The following is a 19701-nucleotide window of genomic DNA, read 5'->3' as shown; positions in this document are numbered from 1 at the left end:
TTTACCGCTCGTTGAGGTTGCCAAACGGCGGTTCGGGCGTGGCAGGCGGCTCGTTGCCGCTGCCGACGAGGCGACTGTCGCGGGTGTTTTTCTGCACGGCAATGGCGGCAAACAGACTCAGCATAAAGGCCATGGCGTAGAAGCCTTTCTCGCTGAGCTCCAGGCGGGCGTTCCAGAGGCCCACGCTCAGCAGCAACACCGCCGAGAGGGTGGCAAACCAGCACAGGCCGTAGTAGATGTTGGTAACCGGGATGCCCTCGATTTGGTCGCGCACGGACTTTTGCAGACTCACGGCCGCAAACAGCCCGTAGAGCAGAATCGTGAAGTAGTAGCCCTTCTCATTCAGCTGCATCGTGGCGTTCCACAGGCCCACGTTGTAGGCTACCATACCGGCCAGCAGGGCCACCCAGGAGGCCCCGATAAATGCGTTGGAGGGTTTCTGACTCATTGCAAAAAGTGTAGAATGGATAGAAAGAATACGGGGCCTGACTCACCTGAGCGGCCGTTCAAACCTACTCATATAGTTGGTAGCCGCAACAGCATACGGGGTAGTAATTTGGGCAATATGGGACTTTACAAACGGAGAATTTTTGTTGGCGAAGATTCCTGAAAACCTGTCCTGGAGTACTTAAATGGATTAATGGCAACAAAAAAGTCCATTGGGGCCAACGCTCCAACGGACTTTTTGAATACTGCAAAATCTGAATTTATGGGGCCATGCCCGGCGCTAAATTGCGGGGAAACAGCCCGAATGAAGGCTACCGTTTGCCGCCCCGGCTGGTGGTGCGGCTGCTGCCCCGGCTGCCGGCGTTGCCTTTGGGGGCGCGGTTCAGGGTTTTGGCGGCGGGCCGGAGCTTGCCACCGGCTATGCTGGGCCGGGCGGCCTTGGCGGCCTGCTTCTTGGTCGGCTTCAGGGGCTTACCGTCGAAGAAGTCGGGGTCGGTGGGGGCTTTGAACTTGCTCTTGGCTTTGGGGAAAGCCGATTTGCCGGCGGCGGACTTACCGGCGGGCTTGGCGCCACCGGCGCGGGGGGCACGCGGGGCGCGGGCGGGCTGCTCAAAAGCTTCCTGCTCGGCCGTGCGGGGCCCTTTCACATCCCAGCCGAGCTGCTTGACGACCGGGGCGCGGCGCTTGGGCAGGGAGGCTTCCTTGGTGCCCGACGAATTCTTGGTCATCTCCAGGATGCCGGCCAGCTCCTTTTCGGTCAGCTCGCGCCAGTCGCCCACGCCCAGGCCCTTGAGGGTGATGTTCATAACCCGGATCCGCTCGAGCTGCACGACTTCGTAGCCGAAAGCCTCGCACATCTTGCGGATCTGGCGGTTCATGCCCTGAATGAGGGTGATGCGGAAGATGTAGTTGGTTTCCTTCTTCACCTCGCACTTCTGGGTCATGATGCCCATGATGGAGACGCCCTTGCTCATGCCCTCGATGAATTCGTCCCGGATGGGCTTATCGACCATCACGATGTACTCCTTCTCGTGCTTGTTGCCGGCGCGCAGGATCTTGTTGACGATGTCGCCGTTGGAAGTCAGCAGAATCAGGCCCTGGGAGTCTTTGTCGAGGCGGCCGATGGGGAAAATCCGCTCACTGTGCTTGATGTAGCGGATGATGTTGTCCTTGACGCTCGTTTCGGTGGTGCTGGTGATGCCCGGCGGCTTGTTGAAAGCAATGTAGATGGCGTCTTCGGGGGCGCGGGGCTCGATGAGGGCACCGTTGACGATGACCTTATCCTTGCTGCTGACCTGGGTACCGATGGTGGCGCGCTTGCCATTCACGAACACGGTGCCCGCTTCGATGTATTTGTCGGCCTCGCGGCGGGAGCAGACGCCGCTTTCACTGATGTATTTGTTGAGGCGCGTGGTTTCGGGACTGGGCATAAGGCAGGAGGCAGCAAAGCGTAACCGGCCCGCATACGGCGCGGACGGGGCCGCAAGTTACGCAGAACCGTGTTGGCAGGTGGGGCGCCTCACCCCCCGGCCCCCTCCGCCGCTTGATGCGCGGAATGAAAGAGGAGAGGGGGAGCCAGACGACGGCTAATAGTTCAGCAGAGTAGAGTTTCGCAATGGGCGCGTGGTGTTGCGGGTTGCTTGCAGGGTGTTTTGGATTAGGTACGGACTGTTTTGCATTGGTTGCAGGGTATTGCGGGTTGCTTAATAAGCTCCAGCGGAGCGGCATATCGGTAGTATATAGAAGCATAGCACAAGAAAAGCCCCCGCGGGGCGACACCTAATCGTTGGACCGATGGTGTCGCCCCGCGGGGGCTAGCGGGTAGGCTGGCGGCTTGGCTACAGGCTCTGCAAATAGGCTTCGGTGGCTTGGGCCAGGGTATCGGGGAGGGCGGTGTGGCGGCTGGCGGCCAGCTGCTGGGTTTGGCCGGTGGTGGCGCTGGTGTAGGCGCCCGAGTGCTGGTCGAAGCGCAGGCTGCCCTGCTCAAACTCGCGCTCCTCGGCCTGGGGCAGGGAGTTCATAGAAAGGAATTCGAGCTTGGTGATGGTGCGGGCGGCTTTGTCGAAAAGCAGCCAGTGGTAGAGCACGTCGGGGGACTGCTCGTCGGGCAAATCGAGGCGCTTGACTTCGATAATGCTGGTGGTGGCATTGTCGAGAAAGAAGAGGGTGCGGTAGGGGACGGGCATTGTGGTTGGAGGAAGGAAGTGGGGCCGGGGGTGGGCGTGTGCTGTAACTACTACTTAATACCTGTAAGCATTTGTCTCAACTCTTGAAACGCTCTATCCTTTTCAAGGATATTGATAGAATTAAATGTCTGTTCAGCAATACTCGAGTTAAGTATTTTAATCTTTTGTAGCATCGGAATGACATACTTTAGATAGTGTTCAAATTGCTGTGTAATATCTGAGTATGAATTGGCTAGTTTATAACCCGATTTTCCAGAGTGACTTATTACAAATACTCCTTCATATCTTAAGCTTCTAGCTATATTTCTTGTTCTTTCATCAGATGCATTGTTTGAAAAATTAGATAGGTAATTAGTTATGTCATATGTGAGGACAAGCCTGTTTGGGCTTACTCTGTGGTTTAATATTAAATATTCAAGCATTCTAGCCTCTTCGGGATTGTCTTTGCGCCGCGCAATAATCAGGTGCTCTTTTGCTATGCGGAGTGTAATTTCTGATATTTGCGGATCTAGTTCATTGTATTTAAATAGTTGGGGGTCATCTTCAGTAGATTGAAATGGAAAAAAGTCAACACTCATTCTAGTGTGAAGAATGTCAAATATTTCTTGTGCTCTAGGATGTGTATGACTGGTGCAAAATATTTTTCCTATCGATCCACAAAGAATATCAGCAAGCTGAATCAGCTTCTCTTTTTCAATGTCGTCAGATATAAAAAAAGAATCTATCTTGATGAAAGAGCGAAGGTGATATGCTGTTATTTCTTATGTGAGCTTGTAATTCAAACTGAAAGTCCTCGCCTACTTTGTCTGCCCATATTGAAAATGATTCATACTTGTCATTGTATTTTTTGACGAAGAAATTTTGAAAGTATTTATAAAATATTCTTTTGTGTTTTAATCCTTGTGCTTCTGCTAATTTTGATTTGTCAACTACTAATACATCTATAGTGAAATCTAGATTTTCAACAAGCTGCGACAGGATTCGGATTCTTCTGTCAAAGAGTTTTTCGCCAATATTTTTAGACTTTATGTCACTGCCAAGGTTATGATCTTTTGCTACCTTTTTTCTAAGGTCCTCGGCTTTTTGCTTGTCATTACTGTTTATTATGATTGAGCAATATACGAAATGTGAAAATGTTCCTGGTTTGTCAATGTTGAGTGCAGTATTTCCAAACTCATCAACATATATGTTTGCGTTTTGTGCACTCATGATTTCTTTCTGCTATAGTGTGTTGAGTTACTCCTGTCAAACATCTCTTACAAAGCCACTTTCTTCTCGCCCTTATCTACGGCCAGAATGAACTTGGTGAGGCCAGCCATGTAGGTTTGCTGGTCGTCGTACATGCTCATGTGGCTGCCTTCGGGGCAGATGAGGGCGGTGCCGTGCTGCACCTTTTGGGCCACCATGCGCATGTGCTCGGGGTCCATGGTATCATGTTTGCCGCCGATGCTGAGGACCGGCACCGAGAGCTGGGACAGGTCGGCAACCCGGTCCCAGGTGGTGAGCTTGCCGGAGATGCCAAATTCGCTGGGGCCCTGCATGGTGACGTAGAGCGAGGAGTTCATCTTGCTCATCGAGCGGGTCACGGGCTCGGGGTTGGGCACGATGCGACACAGGTGCTGGGCGTAGAAGTTGGGTTCGAGCAGCTGCATGTAGCGCGGATTGCTGAAGTCTTTCCTGGCCTCAATTTGACGGATTTCGGCCAGCACTTCGGGCTTCATCTGCTTGGCCAGCACCTCGTCGGCGTAGCGGCCGTAGTCGGGGCAGCTCATCATCATGTTGGAGATAATGAGGCCCTTGAGGTTTTGCTGGTACTTGAAGGCGTATTCGGCGGCCAGGATGCCGCCCCAGGAGTGGCCCAACAGGTAGAAGTTATTCTTATCGAGTTTGAGGGCCTGGCGCACCTGCTCCACTTCCTCCACGTAGCGCGGCAGGCTCCACATGGCGGTGTCCTTGGGGTTGTCGGAGTTGCCGCAGCCGAGCTGGTCGTAGTAGATAAACTCGATGCCTTCCTGGGGCAGGAAGCTTTCCATGCACTCGAAATACTCGTGGGTCGCGCCGGGTCCGCCGTTGAGCAGCAGTACTTTGATACGGGGGTTATTGCCGACGCGCTTGGTCCAGACGTTGAACTTGCCCTTGGGTGTGGTAATGGGAATAACCTGCACGCCGCCGTCCTGCACGCCGGTTTCCTGGCTCTGGAAGTAGGTGGCCGGCGTGGTGGTGGCAGCGGGAGCGTCCTGAGTTTGCTGGGTGCAGGCAGCGGTGCCGAGGCCAGCCAACAGCAGGGCCGGGGCGAAAAGCTTTTTCAGCATGAGCGTGGGAAGGAGGGAGTTTAGGAGGGTAAGGGGTAGGAGGGTAGGCGGGGAAAACAGAGCAGCATTCCGCGCTTGCCGGGAAGTTAAACCTACCGATAAATCCGGCCTTACCCAAGGTAGTTGGACTTACCCGGCTACGGCGGGGGCCACGGCCCGCCGCTCGGCGGCCAGGGGAAAGAAGCCCGCCACTTCCCGCACCTCCCCGGCCGCCAGACTGCCCAGCTCGATGCCGCCGATGCGCACCCGCACCAGGCGCAGGGTAGGAAAGCCCACAGCGGCCGTCATCTTGCGCACCTGCCGGAACTTGCCCTCGGTCACGATGATGGACACCCAGCTGGTGGGCCCGTGCCGGTCGTCGCGGATTTTGCGGCCCCGGTCGCCAAACGTGGGGGCGTTTTCGAGGCGGAAGGCCTGGCAGGGCAGGGTCTGGTACTTCTCGCCGTGCAGCCCGATTTCGACGCCTTGCTGCATCTGGGCCACGGCTTCGTCGGTAATGAGGCCGTCGACCTGGGCGTAGTATTCCTTTTCCACCTTTTTGTCGCGCACCCGCTCACTTACTTTGCCGTCGGTGGTGAGCAGCAGCAGGCCTTCACTGGCTTCGTCGAGGCGGCCGATGGACATGGTGCCGGCCGGGAAGTCGTGGAGCAGGCCCAGCAGCTTTTTCTTTTTCAGCTCGCACACAAACTGGCTCATGTAACCCCAGGGCTTATGCACCATAAAGTGGCGGTGGGTTATTTCGGCTGCGGCGGCTTCGGGTTCGGGGTGTTCTTCAAACATGGTACTGGTAAAGGAGTAAGCGCGCCAGTAGCGCGAACTTTGTAGTTCGCGTGCCCCACGCCGATAAAACGATTGTCGTTCTGGTACGCGAACTACAAAGTTCGCGCTACGGGGCTACTTTTCCTCGGCTAGCCACTGCATGGCCTGGTACTGGCCGGGGCCTACGAACAGACGCAGGATTTCGTCGGTGATGTTGAGGCCGTTGGCGCTGTTGGTGAGGAAGAGCAGGGTTTCCTTGGTGTCGGGAAAGGTCATGAAGAAGCCGCGGAAGTCGCCGTTGTCGCCCCAGTGCCACTGGGCAGGGCCGTGGCTGGTGGTAGCCAGGCCCACACCCCAGGCCCAGGCAATATTGGCATCGGTAGCGGTGACGGGCGTGGTGCAGCGGGTAGCGGCAGTGGCGGGCGTAGTGAGCAGCTTGGCCGTGGCGGGTTTCAGGCCTCGGCCGCTCATCAGTGCTTGCAGAAACCGGCTGTAGTCGGCCGCATTCGTGAGCAGGCTAAAGCCGCCGTTGGGCTCCGTGAACTGCTTGATTTCGGTGGGCTTACCGGCTTTGTCGTGGCCGAAAGCGGCGTTGGCGGCAAAACGTGCCTGCCAGATAAAGCTGCTGCCGGGCATTTTCAGCGGCCCGAATACTTCCCGTTGTGCCAGCTGCTCCAGCGTTTGGCCGGTGATGTGCTCCAGGGTGCGCTGCAGCCACACGTAGCCTTCGCCCGAGTAGCTCCAGCAGCTATCGGGCGCAAAATTCAGGGTGAGCTTCGAGGTTTTCCAGCTTTCGGCCAGCGGGTAGCCGGCCCAGTTGGGCAGGCCGGTGGTGTGGCCCAGCACCATGCGCGCCGTGATGGTAGCGGCCCGGGGCTCTTGCGCAAGGCGAGGATACGGGGCATACGTCAGCAGGGGCTTGTCGAGGTCGAGTTGGCCTTGGTCTACCAGGCGTAGGGCGGTGTAGGCCAGCACTACTTTGCCCAGCGAAGCGGCCTGGAAGGTAGTAGTGGCTGCCACGGCCTGTTGGGTGCCGGCCTTGCGCAAACCCAGGCTGTACTGCTTGGTTTCGCCCTTTTTGGTATACACCAGCTGCATGCCAGTGACGTTTTCCTTGTTGAGCAGGGCTTGCAATTCGGCTTGTTGGGCCAGGCTGTTGAACCCCAGGAAAAGCAGCAGGCAGGTGAGCAATACTTTCATACTGAGGGAAGAAGGCAGTGGGATAAGGAGCGTAGTTAACATGTGTTGGTCAGGGCAGCTGGCTGCTGAGCCACAGGGCTTGCCCAAACAAAAATAGCTCGGCCACGCGCTGGGCCAGGCCGCGAAGCGGAAAATCCGGAAAAGAGGTGGCCACCACGCAGCCGCCCAGCACGGCCAGCTGCGCCTGCGGGCCAATGGTTTCATGCAGGAAGAGCCCGTTTTGCGCCTGGTACAGAAAATAGATGCCGCCAACGTATTCCAGGGCCCCGCCCAGGTTGTGTATTGCCTGCCGGAGCGAGCCACTGGAGGGGGAGCCGGGGTCGCAGGGAAACACAGCCGCTACCACATAGCCGGCACCCAGGCACAGGAGCAAGCCGTGCAGGGCCTGGGTATCGGCGCAGCAGGTGGCCAGCAGTAGCAGGCCCGCACCCACCGGAAAAAACACCCCCCAGCTGACGGCTCTTTGGTGACGCGCCCCCGCTTCGCCCAGCTCACTGATGGTATGGCGCAGCTGGGAGTAGCCGGACCGCCGGAAGCCGAAGTAAGCAATGCCAAGAAGCAGATAAGCCGAAAGCGCAGCCAGCAGAATAAAGAGCATCGGTCGAACAGATATCAGCTATACAATGAAAATCTGAATAGCGTCGGGCACTGGCTGAAACCAAGCGCGGGCCGCCCCAACCGGAGCGGCCCGCGTCTGTACGTTGCTGGTCGGCCACAAAATTCGAGGAATCCGTGGTCTAGCCCAGCGTGTGGTACACGGCCTGCACGTCGTCGTCCTCTTCGAACTTCTCAATCAGGTTCATTACCTCTTCCAGCTGCTCGCCGTCGAGGCTCACAGTAGTGTTGGGCACACGCTGCAGATTCGCCGACACCACGTTGAGGTGCTTTTCTTCCAGGGCTTTCTGCATCTGGCCGAAGTCGGTGAAGGCGGTTTCTACCACGATGAAGTCCTTTACTGCGCCGTGCTCATCTTCTTCCTGGTCGGCATACACGTCCTCAGCGCCGGCGTCAATGAGCTCCAGCTCCAGCTCGTCGAGGTCGAGGCCTTCGGCGGCGAGGCGGAACACGCCCTTGCGGGTGAAAGTGTAGTCACTGGAGCCAGCGGTGCCTAAGGCGCCGTTGCCCCGGTTGAAGTACATGCGCACGTTGGCTACGGTGCGGGTCGGGTTGTCGGTAGCGGTTTCGATGACTACGGCCACGCCGTGGGGCGCGTAGCCCTCGTACACCACTTCCTGGTAGTCTTTTTCCTCCTTGCTGCTAGCCCGTTTGATGGCGGCTTCCACGCGGTCCTTGGGCATGTTTACGCCCTTGGCGTTCTGCATGGCCGTGCGCAGGCGGGAGTTGGCATCGGGATTGGTGCCACCTTCCTTCACGGCCATCACGATTTCGCGGCCGATGCGGGTAAAGTCCTTGGACATCTTGTCCCAGCGCTTCATCTTCCGGCCTTTGCGGAATTCAAATGCTCTTCCCATTTATGTGAATTAGTGAAATGGTGATGTAGTGAGTGGGGTTAGGCGGGCCGAAGCCCGGAAAGGGGCGGCAAGTTAGCAGAAAGGCCGGCGGGGCGCAATTGGTGGTTACGCTATATCCGGTAGGGCTGGCCCGCGCAACGCGGTACCTGTTGCCGAAGCACTATTGGAGGCGGACGAAGTTCTGGATGTAGTTCTTTTGATCCAGGTTAGCCACCACTATCGTGTCGGCAGTGTGCCGAATCAATTTAAAGTGGTGGCCGGCCGCTGTAAAAAGGCTATCGTCGGAAAAGCTCCATTTGCCCTCGTTAGGAAAATCTCCCTCAAGATTAAAGGGCTCTTTCAGGCGGTTCTCCACCACATCGAAAGCCAGCCACGTCCCGTCCTCAAGAAATCTGGTGCAGCTTAAGTATTGCTCTCTTTTTATTTTCTCTCCCTTACGAGGGTGTGAAATATAACCCCAGCAGTTCCGGTCACTTGTTAAGACCGTCTCAAAAGCGCTTCTCTTCTCAGTACAGGCGGAGCTAAGCAATAGCAGGAGTAGTAAATAAGTAGATCTGGTCATTACCGATAGGGTAAATTCAAGTACTGACTAGTTGCCGGAAAATCTCAATCGGCCCGCAGCGTGTAGATGCCCTGGTTGCCGGTGGGGTAGCCGATGAGGGTGAGCGTGAGGGTGCGGGCCTTGGGCTGAAACCGGAACGAGCCCTGGTCGGTGCGGGCCTGGCCTTTGCTGTCGGTGTAGCTGAACGTGATTTGGTCGCCGGAAAAGGTGAAGCGGCCGTCCTGGCTGAAGTTCATCACGCCGCCGTTGCCCGAGAGCTGCAGCCGTTTCTGGTAAGTGCCGTCGGGGTGCAGCGTGAGGGTGCCGCCCACGCCCTGGGCCGCCATGGGCTTGGCGCTGGTGCCCTTGTCGAGCACCGAGTAGGAGAGGTAGGTGTAGGACGTGAAAAACGAGGGTGCCACCACCGCAGGCTTGGCGGCGGGGCGCTGCTGGGCGGCTACGGGAGCCGCCCCGAGGAGAAGCAGCGCAGTTGCTAAAGCGAGAAAACGACAGATCATACGGCAAGCTACGAGAAAACCCGTTGGCGAAAAGCGGCCGTCTTTGGCGCCGGCGCCGGGCTTCAGCGCACTACTTCTACCCAGCCCTTCAGCCGCTCGTTGGTGGTGAGGTGGCGCAGCTGATAGTAATACACGCCGGCCGGCTGGTTGTCGGCCTGCCAATCGTTCTGGTAGCCTACCTGCTCATAAACGGCGCGGCCCCAGCGGTTATACACCGTAATGGCCCAGTGGCCGGCTTCGTAGCCCGTCAGCACAAACCGCTGGTTGGCGTCGTCGCCGTTGGGCGTAATGATGTTGGGCAGCGTGCAGGTGCCGGACGGGGGCGCTACCACAATGGAGTCGAGGGCTGCACAGCCGGCTTCCGACTCGAAGCGGACCCGATACAGGCCGGGCGCCGTAATACGGCGTACCGGCTCGGTAGTAGGCGAATCGGCCCAGTGAAAGGTGCCGGGCGTAGTGGCTTCCGCCGTCAGTACCACTTCCCTTTCGCCGCAGGCAAAGCTACCGGTAGAATTCTCGGCCCGGAGCCGAAACGACACGTTTGGTGGCACAGATACCGTCAGCCGCTGGCTTTGCCGGGTACCATTGGTGAACTCCACTACCACCAGCAGCTCCCGGCTGCCGGGCTGCGTGAATACGGGCGCAATAGCCAGTCCCGAGTATACGGTAGCATCGGGTGCAAACGTCCAGGTAACCCGACTGATGGTGCGCTGCGGGTCGCGGCCCACCACCCGGAAAGAGGAGGGCGAGCCTACGCAGCCCGGCGCGCTAACTATCCGAAACGCTTCTTCTACCTCGGGGGTGGCCAGTACCGGATTGAGTCGGTAGTTGGGCAGCCCATATTGCGAGCAGGGCGGCATTGTGCTGTTGGGGTCAACGTAGGCGTTGAGCCGCTGGCCGCGGAAAAGAAAGCGCGCCCCCAACACCTGGTTGGGGTTTTCGATGACACTCAGCGCGGACTCGTACAGGGCCGCTATGTAAATACGGCCATCCGACCCGCGCAGAAAATCACCGATGGGCCGCTCAATACTGCCGAGCCGGCGCCGGGAAGCCCGCACCGCCGCCGGTGAGCCGGCCAGCAGATCGAACTGCAGAATATTGGGCCCTTCGTGGGTATAGAGCAGCGTGCCATCGGCCGAAAACTCTGCCCCTACCATGCGACCCTGCAGAATAGGAGTGTTGGCAGCCGGCGCCGTTACGACCACCCCGTTGCTTAGCTGGCCGGTAGCGACATCGAAATCAAACAGCTCCAAACCACCCATGAGGCGGGTAACCGCCAGGCGCCGGCCATCGGGCGAAAAACGCATAATCCCGGTTTCAGCCGTAGTGACAGAGGTAAAAACAGCCCCCACGGCGCTAATAACCGGCGTGGCAGCTAGGCCGGCTTTGGTTAGCGAGTAGGCATAAAATTCGTTGGTGTTGAAGCCATGCACCACAATCCAGTAGTCGTGGCCATTGGGTTGTGGAATGGCGGCCAGATGCTCGGTCGGCAGCTTGCCGCCGGGTAGCGCAATCGGCTGGTTTTTCTGCGTTACGGCTCCCATTCCATTTTGCAGGCCCATATGCAGCAGGGAGTAGCGCAGGCCGGCCTTCAGGTTGTGCTCTTTGTCGTCGAGGGTGAAAATGTAGTATTCCTGACTAGAATCCACGGCCCGCACAATCAGCGCGCCCTGGCTGGACGAGGTGCTGCCGCCCAGCGCCGTGCCATTGGCCATGAGCGTGTGCTGCCGGGTCCAGACGGAGGTGGCATCGGTATAGAAAAGCAGGTTGCCACTGGCATCGGCTACGGAAGCACAAGCCTCGAAGCTTTCGATGGCGCTGACCAGGTAAGTGGGTACGGCCGAGCCCTTTTGAAATTTTAACCCCGCTCGCAGTCCGAAGCACCATACGTCATTTTCTCCCTGCGCCCGCACGGTAAAGCCGGATGTGAGGGCCAGGAGCAGGCCCAGCAGTAGTACATATTTCTTCATGCTAACGATTTACTGGATACCACTGTAACTTCTTATTTCGGCTTCTGCCCGCCCTGGCCAGCCAGGCCTGGAATTACGCGGGCCAAGCGGCCTTGCTCCACAACTACATACCTTCACCGGTAAGTTATACAAGAAAAAATATGCCCACGTTTCTCCGCGAATTAATCCGCCCCGCCGCCGAGCTGCCCGAGGCCGATGTCTGCCTGGTCGGTTTGCCCCTCGATTTCGGGACCGTGCTCGAAGGCGGCCGGGCCGGGGCCGTACACGCCCCCGACGCCCTGCGCCGGGAGTTGCGCCGCTACCACAAAACCTACAACCTGGAGCACAACGTGGACCTTTCCGCGCTGCGCATCGCCGATGCCGGCAACCTCGCCCTCAGCCACCCCGACCACGCCGTCAACCACGACACCATCCGCCGCCGCCTGGCCGAGCTACTCCGACAGTACCCGCAGGTAGTAGTGCTGGGCGGCAGCCACGACGGCACCTACAGCACCGTGCGTGGGCTGTTTGAGGCCACGGGCGGGCAGCCGGTGGGCGGCATCAACCTCGATGCCCATGCCGACGTGAAAGACAAGCCCGGCCTCATCAGCAGCGGTACGCCGTTTGGCAAGCTGCTGCGCGAAAAGGTGCTGGCTGGGGCACACTTCAGCGAAATCGGGCTGCACTCCAACCTCAATACCAAGGAGGATATCGACTTTCTGCACCAGCAGCAGGCCACCATCGTGCCGCTGACCCACATGCAGCAGGATGGCATGCCGCTGTTTATGGAGCGCGCCCTGCACCGCGCGGCCAGCGCCGGGGCAGCCTTCGTGAGCTTTGATATTGACGGTTGCGCTGAAGCCTACGCCCCGGCCGTATCGGCGCCCAGCGCCGATGGCTTCACGCCGCGCCAGGCCGTGGAAGCCGCTTTTCTGGCCGGCCGCCACGAGGCCGTGCGGCTGTTTGAGCTGGTAGAGCTCAACCCCAACTTCGACCGCGACAACCAGACGGCCCGGCTCGGCGCTACCATCATTACGGCTTTCCTGACGGGGCTGGCGAAAAGATTGGCTAGTAAATAAGTAGTTGTAAATAAGGTTTTTGCAATTTGGAAAGGAGTTTTGCTGCAAAAGAAGTACGAAATATTTCGTGATATGTACGAAAATGTTCGTTGTTTGTGCAGCGGTTGGCGCTTCGGGCGTGTCCATTCGAAAAACCACTTCTCACCTTCCTATTCTACCATGAAAAACCTGCTTACTGCTTTCGTGCTTTGCGCCAGCGCCCTGACGGCGGTGGCCCAGTCGGTGCCGGCCTTCACCTCGACCTGCGAGGAGGGCAATAACAAGTACAATAACCGCCGGCAGTACTGCGAAACCCGGGACCTGGTGCTGGCCGCGCCCAAAACCGGGCCCCTGACGGTGAACGGGCAGCGCAACGGCGGCATCTCGGTGAAAAGCTGGGCTGGCTCCGACGTGCGGGTGCGGGCCCGGGTGCAGGTGTGGGGCGAGGATGAGGCCGCCGCCAAGGCCCGCGTGGGCAGCATCCAGATTTTGACGGCCGACAACACGCTGCAGGCCAGCAGCCCCGGCGACGACAACGGCTGGGCAGTGAGCTACGAGCTTTTTGTGCCCGAAAAAATGGCCCTCGACCTGAAAACCCATAACGGTGGCATTAGTCTGCACGATGTGCGCGGCCCGGTCACGTTCGAGGCTCAGAACGGTGGCATCAGCATTTCGGGCTCGGGCGGCGACGTGCGGGGCCGCACCCAGAACGGCGGGTTAAGCATCACGCTGGCCGGCAAAAAGTGGGACGGCAAAGGCCTCGACGTAACGACCCGCAACGGCGGCATCTCCTGGAAGCTGCCCGCCGACTACTCGGCCCAGCTGTATTGCAGCACCCAGCACGGCGCCGTCGACACCGATTTCGGGACGTCGGTACAGGGTAAAATCGGCCGGGAAATAGCCGTGAACCTGGGCAAAGGCGGCGCGTCGGTGAAGGCCGTAACGACCAACGGCGGCATTTCCATCCGGCGGGCCAAGTAAAAACGGTCCGGATTTTTACTTCGGCCAGGCAACGGTTGGCCGCGTCGGGGCTTCTACCATGTACGCTGCCGGCCGGTCCGGAAGGCTGTCAACTAGTTTCCCACTTTTCATTTTCTGAGCTATGAAATCTTTCACTACCACCTTGCTGCTGGCCCTTACTTCTGCCGCGGCCTTTGCCCAAACTGCCCCCGCTTTTACCTCGAGCTGCAAGGAAGGCGCCACCTACACCAGCCCCAACAGCACCAAGCGCTACTGCGAAACCCGCGACCTGACTATGGCCAGCCCTGGCAGCGCTACGCTCTCCATCGACGGGCAGGCCAACGGCGGAATTTCGGTGAAAGGCTGGGACGGTAATCAGGTGATGGTGCGGGCCAAGGTGAGTACCTGGGCCGCCACCGACGAGCAGGCCGGCCAACTGGCTAAAAAGGTGACGGTGAAGTCGGCCGGCAACACGCTGCGCGCCGATGGCCCCACCCAGGGCAACGAAGGCTGGGCGGTGAGCTACGAGGTGTTTGTGCCCCGCAAAACGGCCCTGGCCCTGCACACCGTCAACGGCGGCATTAGCCTCAAGGACCTGAATTCGGCCATTAAGTTCGACGCCGTGAACGGGGGCGTGAAGCTGGACAACGTAGCCGGCAACGTGAAAGGCCACACCGTAAATGGTGGCCTGAACATCAAGCTGGCCGGCACCAAGTGGGAAGGCGAGGGCCTCGACGTGGAAACCACCAACGGCGGCATCACCTGGGATTTGCCCAAAAACTACTCGGCTAAGCTGTTTACCAGTACCACCATCGGCTCCATCAAAGCCGATAACCTGCCCATCACCAAGTCGGGCATGATGCACAAGGAAATTACGGCCAGCCTGGGTCAGGGCGGCGCCCCGGTAAAAGCGGTAACCACCAACGGCGGCATCAAAGTAAATCAGCAGTAGGTGTGCGGTGGTAGCAGAAGAACGGTCATGCAGAATGGGCTGATGTTGTTTTAACCTGTCATCATGAGCCTGCGAAGGATCTATCTCTGATAAGTGGCAAACCCACTTCAACGTGAAAAAGCCCTTTACCGCGCCGGTGGTAAAGGGCTTTTTCGCGTTGGTACCACCTACAGTGGGGTAGGTGAGGAAGGCCCTTCGCTCTGCTCAGGATGACCGACGGTGCAGGAGCTTAACTACCCTGCCGCCTGCTTTAAGCAGCCAAATCACCCCAGCCGGCAACTATTTCGCGGCAATTCGGCTTGTGGGCAATAAGGCCGCTACCTTACGCCTCTTTCCCCGCTTTTTCGCATGAAAACCGCATTTCTAGCCGTGCTATTGAGCCTGGTGGCCTACTCGTCGCGGGCCCAGACGGCGCCCGTCTTCACTACCACCTGCGGCGACGGCACCTTCACGAGCAGCAGCAGCAAGCGCTACTGCGAAACCCGCGACAAAATTCTACCCGCGCCGGCCGGTCAGGGCATCACCATCGACGGGCGCTCCAACGGCGGCATCACCGTGAAGGGCTGGGACGGCAAGGACGTGCGGGTGCGGGCCAAGATTCTGGCTTGGGGCAAAAACGAGGCGGAAGCGCAACAGCTGGGCAAGAGCATCACCATTCAGGCCAAAGACTACACCCTGCGCGCCGAAAGCTCGGCTGAGGGTGAGCTGGGCTGGGCCGTGAGCTACGAGATATTCGTGCCCCGCGCCATGGCTCTCACGCTGCGCACTCTTAACGGCGGCATCAACCTGAGCGACCTGACCGGCGCCGTAACGTTCGAAGCCGCCAACGGCGGTATTTCCCTGGTTAACGTGGGCGGCAGCGTGAAGGGCCGCACCGTGAATGGCGGCGTCAAAATCAAGCTCAGCGGCCCCAAATGGGTGGGCGAGGGCCTCGACGTGACGACCCAGAACGGCAGCATCACCTGGGATTTGCCCAAAAACTACTCCGCTCGCCTGTTTGCCGCCACCACCGTGGGCTCCATCAGCGCCGGTAAGCTGCCCGTCACCAGCTCCGAAACCCTGCAGAAAGTAGTAACGGCTACCCTGGGCCAGGGCGGTGCCCCCCTGAAAGCCGTAACCACCAAAGGCAGCATCAAGCTCACGCAGCTATAGGGTGGTAGTGCCTTATATCCTTAGCTGATTGTTGCTTCGTCTGTCATCCTGAGCTTGCGAAGGACCTTCCTCGCCTAAGTGACAAGCCTCATTAAATGCATAAAGCCCTTTCCCAGCGCATGGAAAAGGGCTTTATACTTTGGCACGAACTATAGTGGGGTAGGAGAGGAAGGTCCTTCGCAAGCTCAGGATAACAGATGGAACAATGACAAACGACAAAAGACGCGTAGATTCCGGTTCCTCACGCTAGACAACCAGCTAGTCGCCGACGCCACCCTTGCGCCACTCGGGGCGGCTGGGGCCGGGGCCCACGATGGTACCGTCGGGCTGCTCGCCGTAGCCGGTTTCGTACTCATCCGCAGGGGCGGCGTGTTTGCGGCGGGCGTGGCGCTTCTTGTGCTTTTTCTTACCGGAAAGCAGCGCCACGGCCGTAATGGCCAGCCCAACGCCCGCGCCAATCATAGCCAGCTTGGCCGGCAGCGTGTCGACGGCGGCCTGGGGTACGTACTGCACGCCGGTTTCGTCGATGCGGGCTGGGTCCTGCACATAGCGGCCGTGCGTGGGCATCGGGAAGTTAGCGGCCAGCGCCGAGAGGCCTTCTGTGGCCTCGGCGCCCTGCATGGCCGGGCCGTGGCCACAGCCGATGTACTCGGGCCGCAATGCCGCCAGCTTCTGCACCGACTCGCGCACCTGCTCCCAGTTGTAGTTGAACGGGGCGCCAGCCACGCTGATGCACGGCAGTTGCAGCAGCAATGCCGGCACCGACTCGTGGTTGGCCGTAGCAAAGGCATCGGCTCCGAGCAGGGTGCGGTCCTTCTCGCGGAACAAGGCAATCTGGCCCGGCGCGTGGCCCGGCACGTGCAGCCACTGCCAGTCGGGCAGAAAGGGTGGGTCGGTATCGTTGGCGGGCAGGGCCTGCACTACATCAGTAAGCTGGAACGACTGGGGCGGGAAAAACCGCGCCACGAAGGCCAGCGTGCCGCCGTGCTGCACGGTGGGGTCGGCGGGCGGATACACGGCTTTACCGGTCAGAAAGGGCATTTCCAGGGGGTGGGCCAGCACCGGCACCTTCCAGTGCTCGGCCAGCTCCCGGGCGTTGCCGGCGTGGTCCATGTGGCCGTGGGTCAGGATGATGGCCTCGGGATGGGTGCCGGGGTAGAACAGCTTGTCGGCGGCAGCAATGACGTCCTTGGCCGCGCCCGGCAACCCCGTATCCACCAGTACCCACTCGCCCGAGCGGCCGGTTTCGACGAAATACAGATTGACAAAGCGTTGAATAGTGAGCTGGTGAACACCAGGGGCTACTTGTTTCATAGGATCAGCAAATTGATTGGACGGAAAAAGGATTACGCATAATTCCGGCCGGAGGATAGACTTGTTGGCTTTTACGGTGCAAAAAGCAGGCTTTCGGCAGTGCTGCTAGGGTGCAGTTGCCAAGTCGGGCTTCGGGCGCCAACATAAAAAAGCCTCCCGTGAAACGAGAGGCTTTTTGCAAACCTAAGGTGTCGTGAGGGCTATTGGCCGCCAGTTGTGCCGCCGCCCGTAGAGCCGGTACCACCTGCCGTGCTGCCGCCCGCCGTGGAGCCCGTGCCGCCGGCGGTGTTGCCGCCAGTAGTAGAGCCACCAGCCGTGCTGCCACCTGCCGTGGAGCCACTGCCACCCATATCGCTGCCCGAAGTACTGCCGCCGGCCGTGCTGCCGGTAGTGCCGCCAGTGCTGCCCGAAGTGCTGGTGCCAGACGTGGTGCCGGTGGCCGTACCCGCCGTGGTGCCGCCCACGCCGCCGCTCATTGTGGTGTCGCCGCTCATGTCAGAATTAGCGCCCATGTCGGAAGTGGAGGCATCAGAAGAGGTGCCTTCGGTGCCTGAGCCGCTGGTGGAGCCCCCGGTGCTACCTTCCTGGTTATTGCCGCCGCAGGAGGCAAACGTAAACGAGGCCGCCGCCAGGGCGAAAAACAAGGTCTTTTTCATGATAGAATAAAGTGTTTGGTGAGGTAGATTGGAATGCTCGATACATCGGAAAGAGGTATCGGAAGCTTTATACTGATTTCTTACCCTTGGTAACCTGATTTTTATAAAAATATTTTGATAATATGTGATTAAGCTCATCTATAAGTAGGTTGATTAAGACTATTCTAATGTTCAGCTTAACGTAGCCCAGCTGCTGAGCTATCAGTATTATCAAGCTCAACGTTAGGCCAGCAGCCCAGCATAACTAGCGGTGGACCGGTAGCGGGCCGGGCGGGCGGGGTGCAAAATCCTGCCGGCTCCCGCCTCGAAAACGCTATATTCGCCGCTCCACCCACCTTCCCAAACCGCTACTCTGCCATGTCTCAGCAGCCCGCCGCCCCCGCTCCCCTCGATACGCCCGAGCTCAACCTCGAAGCCAACAGCCAATCCGATAAAACGCCCGCCCCGGTAGTGTCCGCGCCCAAAACCAACGGTCCGGGCCGCCCGATGTACTACGAGTACAAGCCCGAGGAAACCGTACGCGCCATGCACGGCTCCACACTGCGCTGCAAAACCTGGGAAGCCGAAGCGGCCCTGCGGATGCTGGAAAACAACCTCGACCCAGCCGTGAGCCTGGTCTACGACGAGCTGATTGTGTACGGCGGCGCCGGCCGCGCTGCCCGCAACTGGAAGGAGTACCAGACCATCGTCAAGACGCTCAAAAACCTGGAGCCCGACGAAACCATGCTCGTGCAGAGCGGCAAGGCCGTGGGCGTGCTACGCACCTGGGCCCACGCCCCGCGGGTACTCATTGCCAACTCGAACATTGTGCCCGCCTGGAGCACCCAGGAGTATTTCGACGAGCTCGACAAGCTGGGCCTGATGATGTACGGGCAGATGACGGCCGGCTCCTGGATTTACATTGCCACCCAAGGCATCCTGCAGGGCACCTACGAAACCTTCGCCGCCGTGGCCGACAAGCACTTCGGCGGCACGTTGCGCGGCACGATTACCGTTACGGCGGGCCTGGGCGGCATGAGCGGGGCCCAGCCGCTGTCGGTGACGATGAACGACGGGGTGTGCCTGGTTATCGAGCCCATCGACGAGCGGGTAAAGCAAAAGGTGCGCGAAGGCTACCTCGACGCCCAGGCCCGCGACCTGGACCACGCCCTGCAAATCTGCACGCAGTCCAAAGACGACGGCATCGGCTGGTCGGTGGGCCTCACCGGCAACGCCGCCACCGTGCTGCCCGAGCTGCTGGCCCGGGGCTTTAAGGTGGATATCGTAACCGACCAGACTTCGGCCCACGACCTGATGGACTACATTCCCGAAGGCGACATTCACGAGGTGCTGACCCTGCGCGCCACTGACCCGGCCGAGTTCAAGCGCCAGGCCTTGGCTTCCATTATGAAGCACTGCCAGGCCATCATTGATATGCAGGCCGGCGGGGCCGTGGCCCTCGACTACGGCAACAACCTGCGCGGACAGGCCGAAAAAGGTGGCCTGAAGGTGCGCGACGACAACGGCCAGTTTCTTTACCCCGGCTTCGTGCCCGGCTACATCCGTCCTCTGTTCTGCGAGGGCAAAGGTCCGTTCCGCTGGGCGGCCCTCAGTGGCGACCCAGCCGACATTCTGCGCATCGACCGGGCCCTGCTCGAAACCTTTCCCGACAACAAGATGCTGGCCCGCTGGATTGAGAAGGCCCAGGCCAAGGTGCCCTTCATCGGCCTGCCGGCCCGCGTGTGCTGGCTGGGCTACGGCGAGCGGGAAAAGTTTGGCCTGGTCATCAACGACCTCGTGGCCCGGGGCGAAGTTTCTGCCCCCATCGTCATCGGCCGCGACCATCTCGACTGCGGCTCGGTGGCCTCGCCCAACCGCGAAACCGAAGGTATGAAAGACGGCTCCGACGCCGTGGCCGACTGGCCCCTGCTCAACGCCCTGGCCAACACCGCCAGCGGTGCCGACTGGGTAAGCCTGCACAACGGCGGCGGCGTGGGCATCGGCAACTCGACCCACTCCGGCATGGTGATAGTAGCCACCGGAACCCCCGAAAAAGCTGAGCGCCTCAAGCGGGTACTCACCACCGACCCCGGCATGGGCGTCTTCCGTCACGCCGACGCGGGCTACGAGCTGGCCCAGCAAGTGGCCGATGAGCGTGGGGTAAAGATTCCGGGCCGGGAGTAATCAGCAGGGGCGGGGCATGCTTCGTAAGTTTGCCCCGCCCTTTTTATGCATTGATTTCTTGT

The 19701-nt window shown here is 59.5% G+C and carries 20 protein-coding genes; 5 read left to right on the top strand and 15 right to left on the bottom strand.

Annotation, left to right across the window (positions count from 1 at the left end; genetic code table 11):
- Window position 1: 1 nt before the first annotated feature.
- The 13 genes from yiaA to LGH74_RS08125 form a co-directional block, all read right to left on the bottom strand.
- Complete coding sequence (gene yiaA / locus LGH74_RS08185; protein WP_226174412.1) at window positions 2–448, bottom strand: inner membrane protein YiaA; 447 nt, start codon at window positions 446–448, stop codon at window positions 2–4.
- 310 nt (window positions 449–758) lie between these two features.
- Window positions 759–1877, bottom strand: a complete 1119-nt coding sequence (gene rluF, locus LGH74_RS08180; RefSeq protein WP_226174410.1) for a 23S rRNA pseudouridine(2604) synthase RluF — start codon at window positions 1875–1877, stop codon at window positions 759–761.
- A 408-nt stretch (window positions 1878–2285) separates the two neighbouring features.
- Window positions 2286–2633 carry a hypothetical protein gene (locus LGH74_RS08175; protein WP_226174408.1) on the bottom strand — a complete coding sequence of 116 codons (348 nt, stop codon included), beginning with the start codon at window positions 2631–2633 and terminating at the stop codon, window positions 2286–2288.
- A 50-nt stretch (window positions 2634–2683) separates the two neighbouring features.
- On the bottom strand, window positions 2684–3211 hold the full coding sequence (locus LGH74_RS08170; RefSeq protein ID WP_226174406.1) for a hypothetical protein: 528 nt from the start codon (window positions 3209–3211) through the stop codon (window positions 2684–2686).
- 124 nt (window positions 3212–3335) lie between these two features.
- The gene (locus LGH74_RS08165) at window positions 3336–3842 is read right to left on the bottom strand and encodes a DUF3800 domain-containing protein (RefSeq protein WP_226174404.1); all 507 of its coding nucleotides are present in this window, start codon (window positions 3840–3842) and stop codon (window positions 3336–3338) included.
- A gap of 47 nt (window positions 3843–3889) precedes the next feature.
- Complete coding sequence (locus LGH74_RS08160) at window positions 3890–4945, bottom strand: proline iminopeptidase-family hydrolase (RefSeq protein WP_226174403.1); 1056 nt, start codon at window positions 4943–4945, stop codon at window positions 3890–3892.
- Between the two features lie 129 nt (window positions 4946–5074).
- Window positions 5075–5725 (bottom strand): pseudouridine synthase, encoded by a 651-nt coding sequence (locus LGH74_RS08155; protein ID WP_226174400.1) that lies wholly within the window; start codon window positions 5723–5725, stop codon window positions 5075–5077.
- Between the two features lie 114 nt (window positions 5726–5839).
- The gene (locus LGH74_RS08150; protein ID WP_226174398.1) at window positions 5840–6904 is read right to left on the bottom strand and encodes a serine hydrolase domain-containing protein; all 1065 of its coding nucleotides are present in this window, start codon (window positions 6902–6904) and stop codon (window positions 5840–5842) included.
- Window positions 6905–6953: 49 nt separating this feature from the next.
- The gene (locus tag LGH74_RS08145) at window positions 6954–7502 is read right to left on the bottom strand and encodes a DUF998 domain-containing protein (RefSeq protein WP_226174396.1); all 549 of its coding nucleotides are present in this window, start codon (window positions 7500–7502) and stop codon (window positions 6954–6956) included.
- A gap of 139 nt (window positions 7503–7641) precedes the next feature.
- A complete protein-coding gene (locus LGH74_RS08140) occupies window positions 7642–8376 on the bottom strand; it encodes a YebC/PmpR family DNA-binding transcriptional regulator (RefSeq protein ID WP_226174394.1) in 735 nt (244 codons plus the stop codon).
- 160 nt (window positions 8377–8536) lie between these two features.
- Window positions 8537–8938 (bottom strand): hypothetical protein, encoded by a 402-nt coding sequence (locus LGH74_RS08135; protein WP_226174392.1) that lies wholly within the window; start codon window positions 8936–8938, stop codon window positions 8537–8539.
- Window positions 8939–8982: 44 nt separating this feature from the next.
- Window positions 8983–9435, bottom strand: a complete 453-nt coding sequence (locus LGH74_RS08130) for a copper resistance protein NlpE (RefSeq protein WP_226174390.1) — start codon at window positions 9433–9435, stop codon at window positions 8983–8985.
- A gap of 62 nt (window positions 9436–9497) precedes the next feature.
- Window positions 9498–11405 carry a T9SS type B sorting domain-containing protein gene (locus LGH74_RS08125; RefSeq protein WP_226174388.1) on the bottom strand — a complete coding sequence of 636 codons (1908 nt, stop codon included), beginning with the start codon at window positions 11403–11405 and terminating at the stop codon, window positions 9498–9500.
- 140 nt (window positions 11406–11545) lie between these two features.
- Here LGH74_RS08125 and LGH74_RS08120 point away from each other — a divergent pair, with 140 nt between their 5' ends.
- From LGH74_RS08120 to LGH74_RS08105, 4 genes are all read left to right on the top strand, one after another.
- Window positions 11546–12463 carry an arginase family protein gene (locus LGH74_RS08120; RefSeq protein ID WP_226174380.1) on the top strand — a complete coding sequence of 306 codons (918 nt, stop codon included), beginning with the start codon at window positions 11546–11548 and terminating at the stop codon, window positions 12461–12463.
- A gap of 159 nt (window positions 12464–12622) precedes the next feature.
- Window positions 12623–13423 (top strand): DUF4097 family beta strand repeat-containing protein, encoded by an 801-nt coding sequence (locus LGH74_RS08115; RefSeq protein ID WP_226174378.1) that lies wholly within the window; start codon window positions 12623–12625, stop codon window positions 13421–13423.
- Window positions 13424–13544: 121 nt separating this feature from the next.
- The gene (locus LGH74_RS08110) at window positions 13545–14354 is read left to right on the top strand and encodes a DUF4097 family beta strand repeat-containing protein (protein WP_226174376.1); all 810 of its coding nucleotides are present in this window, start codon (window positions 13545–13547) and stop codon (window positions 14352–14354) included.
- A 348-nt stretch (window positions 14355–14702) separates the two neighbouring features.
- Complete coding sequence (locus LGH74_RS08105; RefSeq protein ID WP_226174374.1) at window positions 14703–15506, top strand: DUF4097 family beta strand repeat-containing protein; 804 nt, start codon at window positions 14703–14705, stop codon at window positions 15504–15506.
- 258 nt (window positions 15507–15764) lie between these two features.
- Here LGH74_RS08105 and LGH74_RS08100 read toward each other — a convergent pair whose 3' ends face one another.
- Complete coding sequence (locus tag LGH74_RS08100; RefSeq protein WP_226174372.1) at window positions 15765–16820, bottom strand: MBL fold metallo-hydrolase; 1056 nt, start codon at window positions 16818–16820, stop codon at window positions 15765–15767.
- A gap of 200 nt (window positions 16821–17020) precedes the next feature.
- Window positions 17021–17476 (bottom strand): hypothetical protein, encoded by a 456-nt coding sequence (locus tag LGH74_RS08095; RefSeq protein WP_226174370.1) that lies wholly within the window; start codon window positions 17474–17476, stop codon window positions 17021–17023.
- A 357-nt stretch (window positions 17477–17833) separates the two neighbouring features.
- Here LGH74_RS08095 and hutU point away from each other — a divergent pair, with 357 nt between their 5' ends.
- On the top strand, window positions 17834–19639 hold the full coding sequence (gene hutU, locus LGH74_RS08090) for a urocanate hydratase (RefSeq protein ID WP_226174369.1): 1806 nt from the start codon (window positions 17834–17836) through the stop codon (window positions 19637–19639).
- Window positions 19640–19701: the final 62 nt, after the last annotated feature.

The sequence above is a fragment of the Hymenobacter lucidus genome (genome assembly GCF_020447265.1).
Taxonomy (GTDB): domain Bacteria; phylum Bacteroidota; class Bacteroidia; order Cytophagales; family Hymenobacteraceae; genus Hymenobacter; species Hymenobacter lucidus.
The sequence above is the reverse complement of the archived record's forward strand: the minus strand, read 5'-3'. Positions and strand labels throughout refer to the sequence as shown.